Raw genomic sequence first — 12,735 nt, 5'->3', positions numbered from 1 at the left:
CCCCATCGGGGCGCCCGTTCTCATTTATTACTACGCTGAGTGATGGCTATTCCGGTAACGCGTAACCAATCACGTAGTCACCCATTTTGGTGCCGAAGGTGCCGTGACCACCGGCGGTAACGACTACATACTGACGGCCATCTGCACCGGTGTAGGTCATCGGCGTTGCTTGGCCACCTGCAGGCAAGCGAGCTTTATACAGCTCTTCGCCAGTGGTGATGTCGTAGCCGCGCAGGTATTGATCCAGAGTGCCGCTTAGGAATGAAACGCCACCCGCAGTCGTTAGCGGGCCACCTAGCGCAGGAACGCCGACGTTCAGACCAATCGGCAGATCAAAGGGCATGCTGTCGCGGGTGGTGCCATTGCGGTGCTTCCACACAATCTCGTTACTTTGTAGGTCGATTCCTGCCACATCCCCCCAAGAGGGTGCTTGGCAGGGAAGGCCGAGTACTGATAGCAGCGGGCCGAGTTTGACTGCGTAAGGGGCACCTGTGTTGGGCTGCAAACCTTGCTCGCTAGCGGATCCTTGGCCATCCTCAACTTCATCACGTGGAATCAGCTTGGAAACAAACGCTAAGTACTTCGCGCCGGTAAACAGTGCTTGGCGTTCGGGGTCTACCGCAACACCCCCCCAGTTCATCACTCCAACGTTGCCGGGGTAGATAATGCTGCCTTCCAGCGAAGGCGGTGTGTACTGGCCTTCATAACGCAGCGAGCGGAACTGGATGCGGCACATCATCTGATCAAAGGGTGATGCGCCCCACATGTCGCGCTCAGTCAGCGGCGGTGGCAGCAAATTCAGCGCTGAGCGAGGTTGAGTTTCTGCCGTCCAGTCGCCTTCAATAGCACCTTGAGGAGCGGGCACTTCTTCAATGGGCACAATCGGCTCGCCAGTCTCACGGTTTAATACATACAAGCTGCCTTGTTTAGTGGGCTGAATGACAGCTGGCTGGCTGCCATCTGTCGTCGCCAAGTCAATTAATACGGGTTGTGCGGGTGTGTCCATGTCCCATAAGTCGTGGTGCACAAACTGGTACACCCAGGCCACTTGGCCGTCGTCCAAATTAAGCGCTACTAGCCCTGCACTATAGGTCTCATCATTTTCAGAGCGGTTAGCGCCGTACTGGTCCGGCGTAGCGTTACCCATGGGCAGGTAAACGAGGCCAAGCTCTTCATCGACGCTAATCGGCGCCCACACATTGGGTGAGTTACGTGTGTAAGTCTCGCCCTCTTCTAATGGTGTGGTGTCTTCGGGATTACCGCTGTCCCAGTTCCACACCAGCTCGCCAGTGTGCACATCAAAAGCGCGTATTACGCCAGAAGGTTCGTCGGTTGAGCTGTTGTCGGTAACGTGGCCACCCAAAATCACCAAGTCTTCAGTAACAGTAGCGGGCGATGTTGAGTAATAGCCCCCTGGTCTGAACTCGCCAATATTGTTCGTCAGATCGATCTCACCGTTTTCACCGAAACTTTCACAGCGCTCTCCGGTATCGGCGTTGAGTGCAATCAGGCGGGCATCGGCGGTGGGTAGGTAAAGTCTGCGTGGGCACATGACATCGGTGGCGCTTAACAACTCAGAAGTGGAGTCTTCTTCAGAGGTGAGCGAGAAGGATAGGTCGAGTTCAAACTGGCTGCCATCGGCATACAGTGTTGGTTTATCGATGGTGGAATCTTCAGAACTGCTGAAATAGTTAGCTGCATCGTAATACGCCAAGCCACGGCAGGTCATATGCGCCCAGCCGGAAAAGTCCTCTGCGCCCATGGTGCTAATGTTGGGATCAAACGCCCACAGAGTCTCGCCGGTTTCGGGCGACAGTGCCATCGCACGGCTGTGCGATGTGCAAATATAAAGGCTATCGTTGACCTTTAACGGCGTGTTTTGGTTGGTGATTTCAGGCGGTGCATTGGGGCCGGGTTCATCACCGGTTTGAATACGCCACACCTCTTCCAGTTCGCCTATATTTTCAGGAGTAATCTGACTAAGCGAGGAGTAGTGCGTCCCTGCATTAGTGCCGCCGTAGGCAGGCCAGTCATCGCCTGCAGCCTGGGCTGGGTTAACCTCTTTATTATTGGCAGACTCCATCGTGCCTGCCACAGTACCTGGATAGGTGAATTGACTAGCAATTGCCACAATAATCGCTGCGACAATGCTTGCCACTAGCGCTAGGCTGCCGCCGCGTGAGTGTAGCGGTTTTCGCCACCAGGGAAGCAGTAAAATGATGCCAATTAAACAGACAATGGCAACCCTGGGGACCAGCTGCCACCAGTCTAAGCCAACTTCCCAGAGTGCCCATAGCAGCGTTGCAAAAAGTACCGCTGCATAAAGCCATAAGGCTATGCCTTTGCGCATTGCCAGCAGTACACCGACAACAAAAATACTGACCCCAGCGATTAAGTAGTAGGCGCTACCACCTAAACTAAGCAGCTTAGCGCCGCCAATGGTCAGTGCAACACCAGCTACCGCGAGTAGCAGGCCAAGCAGTAGCGCTGGCCATTTGCCGTGGGCACGCGTGTGTCCATCCATGAGAAAACCCCTATTAACAACGAATTGAAGCCGCTTGGTAAAATTAGAAAAGCGACAGATCTGCAACGTGCCCTAACCCATTGGCAGTGATGATGGGTTAAAACACACATTGATTATGGGTAATTTTAATAATCAATTCACTTTTGGTCTAATCATTTGCTTGCTAAGTAGTGCTATAAACCAAAAAGCCGCGCCTGTTACCGTAGCGCGGCTTGTTATTGGGGTAGGAAATAGTGAGGTAGGCAATGTGGGGTTAACTTGACGTAAGCATGGCTTAGTCAGTGAGCTTCACCAGCATTTTGCCGGTGTTGCCCCCTTCAAAAAGCGCTAAAAAGGCATCCGGTGTGCTTTCAAGACCCTCTTTGACGGTTTCTTTATAGGCTATATTGCCTTTCGCTACCTGAGGAGAGACTTCGTTGAGGAAGTAGCGATAGCTAGACCAGTGATCGGCGACAATAAATCCCTGCATCTTAGCTTTGCGTACCACCAGCTGGGAAAGGTTGCTCGGCCCTGGTGTTGGTGCTTCGGCGTTATAGCTGTCAATCATGCCACATACGGCAATGCGTGCACCGTCATTGAGTTGACTTAGCGCTGCTTCTAAGCAGGTACCACCAACGTTCTCAAAATACACGTCAATGCCATTAGGACTAGCAAGCTTAATAGCGTCGCTGAGCTCCTGTGCACTACGGCCTTGGTAGCTAACCGGCTCAACGCCCAATGACTCAAGCCACGCAAGCTTGTGGGCAGCCCCAGCAATGCCAACCACGTGGCAACCTTTGGCTTTCGCCAGCTGTACAGCAAGCGAACCAACAGCACCACTGGCAGCGCTTACCAGTACATTGTCGCTAGGCTTACACTCAGCAATAAGGTTCAAGCCTGTCCATGCCGTCATGCCTGGCATGCCCAATACACCTAGATAAGCTTGTTCTGGTATGTCGCTGTCTGGTAGTGCAGTAACACTGTCGCCTGGCACTTGAGCGATATCTCGCCAACCGCCCATGTGGCTGACTTTATCGCCTTCCTTAATGGTAGGGTGGTTAGACGCAATGACCTCGCCAATTGCGCCACCTTCCATCGGCTTGCCCAGCTCAAAAGGGGCGACATAGGTGCGCACTCCTGTCATTCGTCCACGCATATATGGGTCAACGGACAGCCAATGGTTGCGAACCCTGACTTCACCTTCGTCAAGGTCGGGGAGTTCCTGGCTTTCCAGTGAAAATAATTCGCGCTTTGGTAAGCCTGTGGGGTAATTAGTTAAGGTAAAAAAGCGAGATTGCATGGGTGCCTCCTGCATGTGTGATTTAAACAAATCTCCTTGCAGCATAGAGACCATTAGCGTGCTTTCAAGTTCGTCAAAGAATTAATTTGTAGTGCAATAAAAAAGCGGCCCTGGTGAGCCGCTTTCAATTAAGCTGAATCTTCTTCAACGCTGTTTGTTTAAGGGGTATCACACGCTTGCGGGTGTGCTATCCGTTAATCGACCAGGGTGATCATGACGGGTGCGACGCCACGTCGAATCATGCCGAGTTGGCGAGCTGCCCGTTTTGATAGATCAATAATACGTCCCTTAACAAAGGGACCGCGATCATTGATCAGTACTTCAACCTCCTGTCCGGTATCTGGGCGGGTAACTAGCACCTTGGTACCAAAAGGAAGCGTTGGATGAGCTGCCGTCAGTGCTTGTTGGTCAAATGGTTCACCACTGGCAGTGGGTGATCCTTGAAAACGGTCGCTGTAGAAGGATGCAACCCCTTCACGAATTTCAATATCGATGGCAAACGCATGACTAGCTGTAAAAAAAATGAGTAATGCCGCTGCACAACTCGTTCGGATAAAACGTTTAGATGCTCCCATTGGAGTGCCTCAGTTTGCATAGTGCTGATTCTATACGTATCGGTATGTTACCGACATATCTGCCGATAGTAACGTGGCTATTTTGATACAGCAAGCTTTAAGAAGATCGATGCAATTGGCTTCTAAATTAAGATTTTTTGCAACTTTCTTCAGTGCCTTTGTAATTCAGCAAGTTAAAGAAGTGTGGTCGATGTAACTAAGCAATGTATCGTGTCTATTATAAATTTTAGATAAAGGCTCACTTTAATCAGGTAAGCATCATATAATTAACGCTCGCTAGGTTTTAAATGTTTGCCAATAAACAAGGATGCACCTATGGCTAAGTCTTCTTCTCTAACGCTGATTTTGGTTGCTGTCGGCGGGGTTGCTGTTGGTTTTTTAGCTGCTCAGGCCGTGCCGAGCTTTACGACACCGGCCCCCGTTGAAGAGTCTGCCAGCTCAGAACAGGGGCAGGCTTCCTCGGCATTAGCAGGGCTTGATAGCGTCACGCTTGGCGAGCGTGCTAGAGGTGAAATTACCTCGGCAGGTGAGTTAAACGGTAATGACGGTAGTCGCTATTTGCGTTATGCGATCAGCCTTGAAGAAGGTTCGTTAGTAGAACTTTCTCTTAGCGGCGCCTTGCAGGGGTTGGTAGCGCTCTATGACGATCAGCTACAGCTGTTAGAGAGTGCTGAGACAGTTCGTCACCATGTCGAAGAAACTGGAGACTATCTGGTGATTGTCAGTGGGGCGGATGCAAGTGGCTATGGCCCATTCACCCTTAATAGCCGCACGGTTGAGCTGAGCGACTCTGACACGCTGGCCATTGGCGAGCCGATGGATAGCTGGTTAGATGGAACCTCTCGGGAGGTATCGTTAACCGTCGAAGAAGCAGGCATGTATCAAATCGAGATGCGCGCTGATGAGTTTGATGCGTATCTAGAGCTATCTGGCCCGAACGGCTACTACCGTGAAGATGATGATGGTGCGGGCAACTTAAATGCACGTATTTCAGATTTCCTTGCTCCTGGTGATTATACCGTCACCGCACGGTCTGCCTTCGGCGAAGGGAGTGGCCTTTTCACGTTGAGTGCTGAACCGCGTGAGTTGCCGGGCGATGGTGAGCTACGCAACGATGGTAGCGTTATGCCTAGTGATACGCTTAGTGGTTGGTTGAGTGGTCAGGAGCTGAGTTATCAGCTAGAGATCGAAGAAGCGGGTATGTATCAAATCGATATGCGTTCAAGCGATATCGATTCATATCTTGTGCTGGAGGGGCCTAATGGATATTTCCGCGAAGATGACGACAGTGCTGGCAATCTGGACGCCAGTATTGCCGATTTCTTGGCGCCGGGTAGTTATCAGTTAACAGCACGCACGGCGTATGGCTCCGACAGTGGTTTGTTTACGCTGTCAGTAGAGCCGCGTGAATTACCGGATGGTGTAGAGCTGCGTAATGAAGGTGAGTTAACACCCAATGAAACGCTCAATGGCTGGTATAGCGGTGAGCCGTTGACCTATGAACTCACCTTAGAAGAAAGCTCTTTGGTCAGGCTTAATATGCGTTCAAGTGACTTTGATACGTATTTAGAGATTCATGGAGAAAGCGACTCTTACAGTGATGATGACGGCGGTAGTGGCACTAACTCGCGTTTAGAGCAGGCGCTTTTGCCGGGCACCTACACCGTTATTGCACGTGGTTTCGCTGTTAGCGGCAGTGGTATGTTTGAGCTGCAAGTCAATGCAGAGCCAACAGAAATGCAGCCTGACGCGTAATTTAGCGCACGTTGTATGATTAACTACGCCCTTGCTGGTGACAGCAGGGGCGTTTGCTTTTGTATTACTATTTACGTGGCTTGAAGGTGGCTACGTTATTCACAAGGAGGTTTTATGCTGCGCTATTCATTCGGCTTAACGGTGATTGGTTTATTGTTATTAAGTGGTTGTCAGTCGTCGGATAATGCTTCTGAAGAGTCACTTGCGCTTGTTTCAAAAACGGTTGAAAAAGAGTACATAGCACCTGAGTGTCAAGCTGAACAGTGCTCTACCGTTACCGTGTCTGCGCTTGCGTTTCCGCAGTCTGCAGAGCTAACGGAGCAGCTACGAAAGCGGCTGTTAACGCTTGCAATGGGCATTACTGAGGAGGATGCATTGCCAGCTGATAGCTGGGATGCCTTTGCACAAAACTTTTTTGAGCTAGCTGAGGAAGATAATCGCACCTCACCTGGAGCAATGACTAGCGAGGCGATGTTAGAAGCTAAGGTTTATGGGCAGCACAACGACTTATTGATACTTGAACTAAGTAGCTACGTTTATCACGCGGGGCAAGCGCATGGTTTGCCAATGACTGAGTTTATGGTGATAGACGAGCGTCAGCAGCGTGTGGTTGATCCAGACGATATGCTGTTGGAAGACCAGCAGGGCGCTTTTCAAGCACTGCTCGATCAGGCCCACCAGCGCTGGATAGAGGAGATGGGCCATGATGAGCAGTTTGCCCTAAGTTGGCCGCTCAGCGAGAGCCGCAACATAGCCCCGTTAGCAACTGCCTGGGAAGTTAAATATAACGTCTATGAAATTGCCCCTTATGCAGCCGGCCAACCTGTCTTGACGTTATCCCTTGATGCGCTGGAAGGTATCGCAAAGCCTCGCTATTTAGGTAAGTAGTGCTTCAGCGGCTCGCTTTTAAGCAGCCTATAACGACCAACAAGGCGGCCGTTGGTAGCCGCCAGTCGAACACGCTGACGCCTGCCAGTACCAGTAGCAGTGCCGCTAGGATCGGTACACCATAGGCAAGGCTGCCGACTAGGCTGGCTTGGCCAAATCGTAGTGCTTTATCCCAGGCCACCATGGCGATGCCGTACGGCCCAAGCCCCAGCGCGATGCCCGCCAACAGAGCTTCGCCCTGCGGCATGATGAAGGTTCCTTCCACTATCAAGCTGGCGCAGGTTGCAACAGCGCAGGCGACCATTAATAACCGCGGGAGCAATGGCGTCAGCGATACAGGAGCTACTTGCCCGAGCCAGGAGTAGAGCGCCCAGCAACAAGCCGCCAGTAGCGCTAACCCATATCCTGAAGCAGCCCCACCAAAGCCGCCACTTAAGGCTTGCGGCAGTAACAAAATAGTGGCACCCGAAAAAGCAATTAGCGCGCCTGTTACGCTTGCGATATGCAGACGACCAAACCGGCTCCATTGGCTTAATAGCACAAACAGCACTGGCCAGGTGTAAGTGATCAACGCGGCTTCTGCGGCAGGTGCTAGACGCATGCCAATGTAGTAACTGCTAACAGCACCGACGATCAACAGTGGTAGACCAAGCCATACGCTAATTTGCCAGCGCAGACGGCAAGCCGCGACGTTAACGCGACGGCTGAGTGGCAGTGTCGCTAGTGCACCTGCCAGCAGCGTAAGTGCGGTGAGCTGAAGCGGAGAGGTATCCCGCGCCAACTCTGCTAATAGTGGCGCTATGCTCCATAACATCACCGCCACAAGTGCTGCGCATACACTGTACCTGGGTGATATGACAACCGGGGAATGAACGGGATGCATGGCATCTCTCCTTGCGTTAAACCTGAGACGCGCAGCATACTCAGTAAACACCTCATCACAATATCGATCTTGTATGATCATTATTATCAATAATGGTGATGTATGCGCGCGCCGACGTTTGACTTAACTCTGTTGCGTACGCTGGTCGCGATTGCCGATACCGGGAGCGTCACGGCAGCGGCAAAGCGGCTAGCGTATACCCAGTCAACAGTGAGCATGCAGTTACAGCGTTTAGAGACGCAGCTTGATGTGAGTTTGCATGAGCGAGCTGGGCGACGGCTGCGTTTCACCCCAGAAGGAGATCGCTTACTGGCTCACGCGCGCCGCCTATTGGCACTTAATGACGACGCGTGGAGCGATATGCAGGCGCGCCAGATAACGGGCGATTTAACGTTGGGTATTCCTGAAGACTATGCGTCGCTATTGCCGTCAGTATTTGCGTACTTTCACCAGCTGTATCCTGCGGTGGGGCTAACCGTAAAGTGTGGCACCAGTGCTCACTTGGTCGAACAGGTCAAAGCAGCGGAGTTGGACTTAGCGCTGGTGACTCGCCAACGAAACTCGCCAGGAGGCGATGTGATTCGTCGTGAGCCGCTGATATGGGCGGTAGGGATAAATCAGCAGCCTTCGCTAAGTGACCCTATTCCGCTAGCGCTTTATTCACCCGGCGCTGATGTTTTTCGCGAGGTTGCCGAGCAGGCGTTACAAGGGGCTGGGCGTGATTGGCGCGTTGCGTATACCAGCCAGTCAATGGCGGGTCTTGCTCCTATCGTAACAGCGGGGTTAGCCGTTGTTGTGGTAACGCGTAGTATGTTAACCCCATCGCTGCGCCCGCTGGATGACAGCAGTGGTCTTCCGGCCTTGCCAATGATTGAGCTAGCGCTCCATCGTGCTCCACACCGTCCTTCTGAACCTGCGCGGCGTTTAGGGGAATTGATTCGCGAACAGCTAGCGGCACCTAGTGAAGCGTTATAAGGTGTTGCTTTAACGTGTTCTTTGATAGGAAGTTAAGATGCCTATAGTCACTATCCAGCAATTCCCCCGTGATCTTGCGCAAAAGCGAGAATTGGCAAAGCGTATTACTGACGCGTTCTGCGATGTGTATGGTACCGACCCGGTGAGCGTGCAGGTGTTTTTTCAAGAAGTAACGCGGGAAAATTGGTCCAAAGGCGGCCAAATGGGGGTTGATCGTGATACTGCTCAGTGAGGAACTCGATAATTAGTTTTTCTAACGTAACCTGACTGAACTAAGCTAATTACCATGACGCGAATGAGCCAGGAGTTCTGAATGCACGAGCTAGATCACTATATTTATCCTCACCGAGTGTTGCATTGGCTAGTGGCAGTCGCCGTGTTGCTGTCATTGTTAAGTGGCCTGACGCTTGGCTTCCTGGGGTATGAACGCGCCGTTGCTTTGCTGGGGAATGCGCTTACCAACGTGCTCTACACTAGCCATAAAACCTTAGGCGTGACGATACTGTTGCTAATGACGCTGAGGATTATTACGCGGCTAGCTTTTGTTGTGCCCGACCACGAGCCGCCGCTCAATGCCTTCGAGCGAATTATCAGTACTAGCGTGCATCACTTGCTTTATGCGGGACTATTGGTTATGCCACTGATTGGTTGGACAGCCACTGCTACCGGCGGCTTTCCTGTTGAGTTTTTTCAATGGCATTTGCCGGGGTTGTTGGGCAAAAACGAAGCGCTTTCGCAAACGCTGTTTGTTTGGCATGAGCGTTTAGGGTGGGCGTTAGTTGTGCTTATTACGCTGCATATTGCGGGTGCTCTATTTCACTGGCGAATCAAGCGCGATAACGTTATGAAACGTATGAGCTTGTTTGACTGATATAGTTTTCTATCCATCATGATCACGCTGAACCATAGCCATAGTAACGGGTGGTTTGGCGTGACTTGACGGCATACATCTGGCTATCCGCTTCACGAAGCAGGCTGGCTAACGTATCGTTACCGTCATGGCTAATACAAATACCGATGCTGACGCCTACGCTAACTAACGTGCCATCAGGTAGCTTGATAGGTGAGCGAACGGTCTGTTCGATACGGTTACGCATCTCCTCTAACGCAGTCTGATCAGTTATCCCCTCTAGTAAGAGAATAAACTCGTCGCCGCCAAAGCGCGCGCAATGATCACTCCCACGTGCGACGTGCACGAGACGTTTGGCAACTTGCTGAAGCACGAAGTCGCCTATCTCATGGCCATACTGGTCGTTAATTGGTTTGAAGCAGTCAAGGTCACACATGACTAGCGCTAAAGATGTATGCGTTTGTTTGCAATGTTCAAGAGCCGCTTCTGCACAGCGCGTCAGCCCATTGCGGTTAAGCAAGCCGGTGAGCATATCGTGGTTGGCTAGTTTCTCTAGTGCCTGAGTACGAGCAGCTACTTTTGCTTCTAGAACAGCTTCCTGCTTTTTGAGCATTGCGACGGTTTCTGCCTGGGCGCGCTCCTTCTGCCATTTTAATTTATTAAAACGTGCGGCCAGTGCGAAAGATAGCAGCAACATCTCAATGGCGGAGCCGATTTGTATCCCATGAAGGGTTAGGAAGTTGGCGGGTAGAATACTAAGATTTCGAAGTGCGAATACGCTAGCCCCTAGTAGAAATATTGACCAGGCGAGCACAAAAACACGGGCGCTAGGCACGCGGCGCAAACTGCAATAAATACCGCACACGAGCATTAATAGTGAGGCAGCAAACCCTGTTATATCCATTAAGCGTAGGGCGGGTTGAATTGGCAAAAATATCATTGCTACCAGCGCTATATAGCAGTAGCCGCGAAATAGCGTAATGATTTGATGCCAGCGTGGGCAGTAGATGGCTGTATTAAGAAAACTTTGAGTGAATAGGGCTCCCATCGCAGAAGCAAACGTAAAGCCAATCGCTACCAGGCGCGCGGTGTTATCGCCTAGGAAGCTCCAAAACATCAGCGTGCCAAGACCATTGAACGTCAAACTTGCCAGTGTAAACCCGAAGGCAAATAGAGCGTAGTAGAGAAATACGTGCTCTTTAAGCACAAAAAATAGCAGCAGGTTGTAAACGCTTAATGTTAGCAGCATGCCGAAGTAAGTCGCCAGCCAGAAATTATGCTGGTCATTCTGAGTATAAAAAGCCTCTGGCGTCATTAAGCTATAGCTCAGAAATTTACTGCCCGTGGCTTTTACCTGGGTATAAAGCGTCACGGTTTCCCCGCCGAGCAGCATCACCGGAAAAACAGCCTGTCGGTGGGCGATTGATCGCTCGTCAATTGGCACGGCGATCCCGCTGTGCTGAACGTCACTAGCGTGTTCTCTCAGCGTATACAGAGTGACATGGTCTAAAAATGGGTATTCGAATTTAACCATCCAGGTAGCCGGGAGGGGCGATGCATTATGAATTTGCGTTTTTAGCCAGACATCGCTTTGTGTATAGCCGAAATGCAAATCAGAGGCGTGACGGACCGGGTGAAATGAGGGGGATAACGCTACAATATCACGCAGGTTTAGCGATTTTGACGTATGCCAGTAACCGCTTACTTCATTTAAATCGTAACGCGCCTGCTCGGAAGAGACGACGATGGTAGCCGCTGCACTTGTTTGGGAATGCCAGCTAATAATAAGCACTAACAAGCCAGCCGGAAGGCGCTTTAACCAACAGTAAGCATCCATAAATATCGCTATTTTGGTTATTTTTGCGTTGGGCTTTATCGCTTCTAGGTCTTAGTGCCTAGGATCCCTTGCCTGCCTTGGGCGGGTTTTGCTCCTAGGCGAAGTGTAGACCTCTTTCAAAGCGAGTGGCCGACATTGGGTCTAAAGCATGATGTAGATCAGACTTTTAGTTAGGCGCTGGACTAGTTGTCCACTGTGGCGCCAAAAATGCCAATAAAGTGGCACTGTCAGCGAGTGACCGGGGGCGATGCTGACAAGGTGGCCTTTTTGCAGTTGGTCTAGTGCCTGTAGTTGTGGAACCATTCCGTAGCCAATGCCTGCGGTGGCGAGACGCACAAATCCTTCTGATGAAGGGCACAGGTGGTAGGGGAAATGGCCGTGATAACCGCACTGAGCAAGAAACTGATGCTGAAGCTGGTCATGAGGGCCGAACACAATTACCGGGGCTTGCTGAAAAGCTTCTGGAGAAAGGCCTTCAGGAAAGTAGCGTTGCACGTAGGCAGGTGATGCTAGCGGGAGATAACGCATCTCGCCTACTTTAATACAGCGAGCGCCCGCGATGGGTGTTGGCGTAGAACAAAGACAGGCTGCGACATCGCCATCTCGCAGACGGTTAAGCCCAACGTCCTGATCCTCAATAACTAAATCGAGCAATACGCCCTCGGTTTGACAGATATCTGCCACTGCGTTTGCCCACCACGTCACTACGCTGTCTGCGTTGATAGCGATTCTTAGTCGGGTCGTTGCGTTATCTAGCGTAGGTAGTGTCTGCTGTAAGTCGCGTTCTAACAGCTGTACTTGCTGGTAGTGGGTGAGCAGCCGCTGACCAGCCGGTGTAGGTGAAAGCTTGGGGTGACGCATTAGCACTGGCTGGCCTAGGCGTACTTCCAGTGCTTTTATACGTTGAGAGATAGCTGATTGAGAAAGTCCTAATGCATCGCCTGCTCGTTCAAAACCACCGCACTCCACTACTGTGGCCAGGGCATGGAGAAGTTTGTAATCCAACATGGCCGTCTTCCCAGGATAAGAAAGTAATGACGTTATGCAAAAGGCGCGTATTTAACAAATAAAAGCGCCATATCTTTATGCAAGTGAGATTGAATGTCATAAGTAAATGAATTACATTAAACTGCAGGGAAACGACACTAACCTCTTAATGCCATCGCTTA

At 51.2% G+C, this 12,735-nt stretch carries 11 protein-coding genes; 5 read left to right on the top strand and 6 right to left on the bottom strand.

Annotation, left to right across the window (positions count from 1 at the left end; all coding sequences use genetic code 11):
• Positions 1-46 precede the first annotated feature (46 nt).
• From JFC11_RS01395 to JFC11_RS01385, 3 genes are all read right to left on the bottom strand, one after another.
• Positions 47-2,524: a glucose/quinate/shikimate family membrane-bound PQQ-dependent dehydrogenase gene (locus tag JFC11_RS01395; RefSeq protein ID WP_038481896.1), complete on the bottom strand. Its 2,478-nt coding sequence runs from the start codon at positions 2,522-2,524 to the stop codon at positions 47-49.
• Between the two features lie 274 nt (positions 2,525-2,798).
• The gene (locus JFC11_RS01390) at positions 2,799-3,803 is read right to left on the bottom strand and encodes an NADP-dependent oxidoreductase (RefSeq protein ID WP_038481898.1); all 1,005 of its coding nucleotides are present in this window, start codon (positions 3,801-3,803) and stop codon (positions 2,799-2,801) included.
• Positions 3,804-3,997: 194 nt separating this feature from the next.
• A complete protein-coding gene (locus tag JFC11_RS01385; RefSeq protein ID WP_009722293.1) occupies positions 3,998-4,378 on the bottom strand; it encodes a septal ring lytic transglycosylase RlpA family protein in 381 nt (126 codons plus the stop codon).
• 315 nt (positions 4,379-4,693) lie between these two features.
• On the opposite strand from JFC11_RS01385, the gene JFC11_RS01380 reads away from it, so the two are divergent.
• A complete protein-coding gene (locus tag JFC11_RS01380) occupies positions 4,694-6,133 on the top strand; it encodes a hypothetical protein (protein ID WP_038481901.1) in 1,440 nt (479 codons plus the stop codon).
• A gap of 114 nt (positions 6,134-6,247) precedes the next feature.
• Positions 6,248-7,021: an RsiV family protein gene (locus JFC11_RS01375; protein ID WP_038481904.1), complete on the top strand. Its 774-nt coding sequence runs from the start codon at positions 6,248-6,250 to the stop codon at positions 7,019-7,021.
• A 4-nt stretch (positions 7,022-7,025) separates the two neighbouring features.
• On the opposite strand, the gene JFC11_RS01370 is transcribed toward JFC11_RS01375, so the two are convergent.
• Positions 7,026-7,904 carry a DMT family transporter gene (locus JFC11_RS01370; protein WP_198348548.1) on the bottom strand — a complete coding sequence of 293 codons (879 nt, stop codon included), beginning with the start codon at positions 7,902-7,904 and terminating at the stop codon, positions 7,026-7,028.
• Between the two features lie 102 nt (positions 7,905-8,006).
• On the opposite strand from JFC11_RS01370, the gene JFC11_RS01365 reads away from it, so the two are divergent.
• From JFC11_RS01365 to JFC11_RS01355, 3 genes are all read left to right on the top strand, one after another.
• Positions 8,007-8,879 (top strand): LysR substrate-binding domain-containing protein, encoded by an 873-nt coding sequence (locus JFC11_RS01365; RefSeq protein ID WP_198348547.1) that lies wholly within the window; start codon positions 8,007-8,009, stop codon positions 8,877-8,879.
• Between the two features lie 37 nt (positions 8,880-8,916).
• Positions 8,917-9,111, top strand: a complete 195-nt coding sequence (locus tag JFC11_RS01360; protein WP_038481913.1) for a tautomerase family protein — start codon at positions 8,917-8,919, stop codon at positions 9,109-9,111.
• Positions 9,112-9,192: 81 nt separating this feature from the next.
• Positions 9,193-9,750 carry a cytochrome b gene (locus JFC11_RS01355; RefSeq protein ID WP_198348546.1) on the top strand — a complete coding sequence of 186 codons (558 nt, stop codon included), beginning with the start codon at positions 9,193-9,195 and terminating at the stop codon, positions 9,748-9,750.
• A gap of 22 nt (positions 9,751-9,772) precedes the next feature.
• Here the strand turns inward: JFC11_RS01355 and JFC11_RS01350 are convergent, their stop codons facing one another.
• Both JFC11_RS01350 and JFC11_RS01345 read right to left on the bottom strand, forming a co-directional pair.
• Entirely contained in the window at positions 9,773-11,566 is a 1,794-nt protein-coding gene (locus tag JFC11_RS01350; RefSeq protein WP_198348545.1) for a diguanylate cyclase, read from the bottom strand.
• A gap of 141 nt (positions 11,567-11,707) precedes the next feature.
• Entirely contained in the window at positions 11,708-12,574 is an 867-nt protein-coding gene (locus JFC11_RS01345; RefSeq protein WP_198348544.1) for a LysR family transcriptional regulator ArgP, read from the bottom strand.
• Positions 12,575-12,735: the final 161 nt, after the last annotated feature.

This window comes from Vreelandella alkaliphila, assembly GCF_016107625.1.
GTDB lineage: Bacteria > Pseudomonadota > Gammaproteobacteria > Pseudomonadales > Halomonadaceae > Vreelandella > Vreelandella alkaliphila.
This window is presented reverse-complemented; position numbering and strand designations above follow the sequence as displayed.

Excerpts from the sequence above, each read along its gene's own strand:
- JFC11_RS01395 (WP_038481896.1), bottom strand. The coding sequence starts at position 2,524 with ATGGATGGACACACGCGTGCCCACGGCAAATGGCCAGCGCTACTGCTT.
- JFC11_RS01390 (WP_038481898.1), bottom strand. The coding sequence starts at position 3,803 with ATGCAATCTCGCTTTTTTACCTTAACTAATTACCCCACAGGCTTACCA.
- JFC11_RS01385 (WP_009722293.1), bottom strand. The coding sequence starts at position 4,378 with ATGGGAGCATCTAAACGTTTTATCCGAACGAGTTGTGCAGCGGCATTA.
- JFC11_RS01380 (WP_038481901.1), top strand. The coding sequence starts at position 4,694 with ATGGCTAAGTCTTCTTCTCTAACGCTGATTTTGGTTGCTGTCGGCGGG.
- JFC11_RS01375 (WP_038481904.1), top strand. The coding sequence starts at position 6,248 with ATGCTGCGCTATTCATTCGGCTTAACGGTGATTGGTTTATTGTTATTA.
- JFC11_RS01370 (WP_198348548.1), bottom strand. The coding sequence starts at position 7,904 with ATGCATCCCGTTCATTCCCCGGTTGTCATATCACCCAGGTACAGTGTA.
- JFC11_RS01365 (WP_198348547.1), top strand. The coding sequence starts at position 8,007 with ATGCGCGCGCCGACGTTTGACTTAACTCTGTTGCGTACGCTGGTCGCG.
- JFC11_RS01360 (WP_038481913.1), top strand. The coding sequence starts at position 8,917 with ATGCCTATAGTCACTATCCAGCAATTCCCCCGTGATCTTGCGCAAAAG.
- JFC11_RS01355 (WP_198348546.1), top strand. The coding sequence starts at position 9,193 with ATGCACGAGCTAGATCACTATATTTATCCTCACCGAGTGTTGCATTGG.
- JFC11_RS01350 (WP_198348545.1), bottom strand. The coding sequence starts at position 11,566 with ATGGATGCTTACTGTTGGTTAAAGCGCCTTCCGGCTGGCTTGTTAGTG.
- JFC11_RS01345 (WP_198348544.1), bottom strand. The coding sequence starts at position 12,574 with ATGTTGGATTACAAACTTCTCCATGCCCTGGCCACAGTAGTGGAGTGC.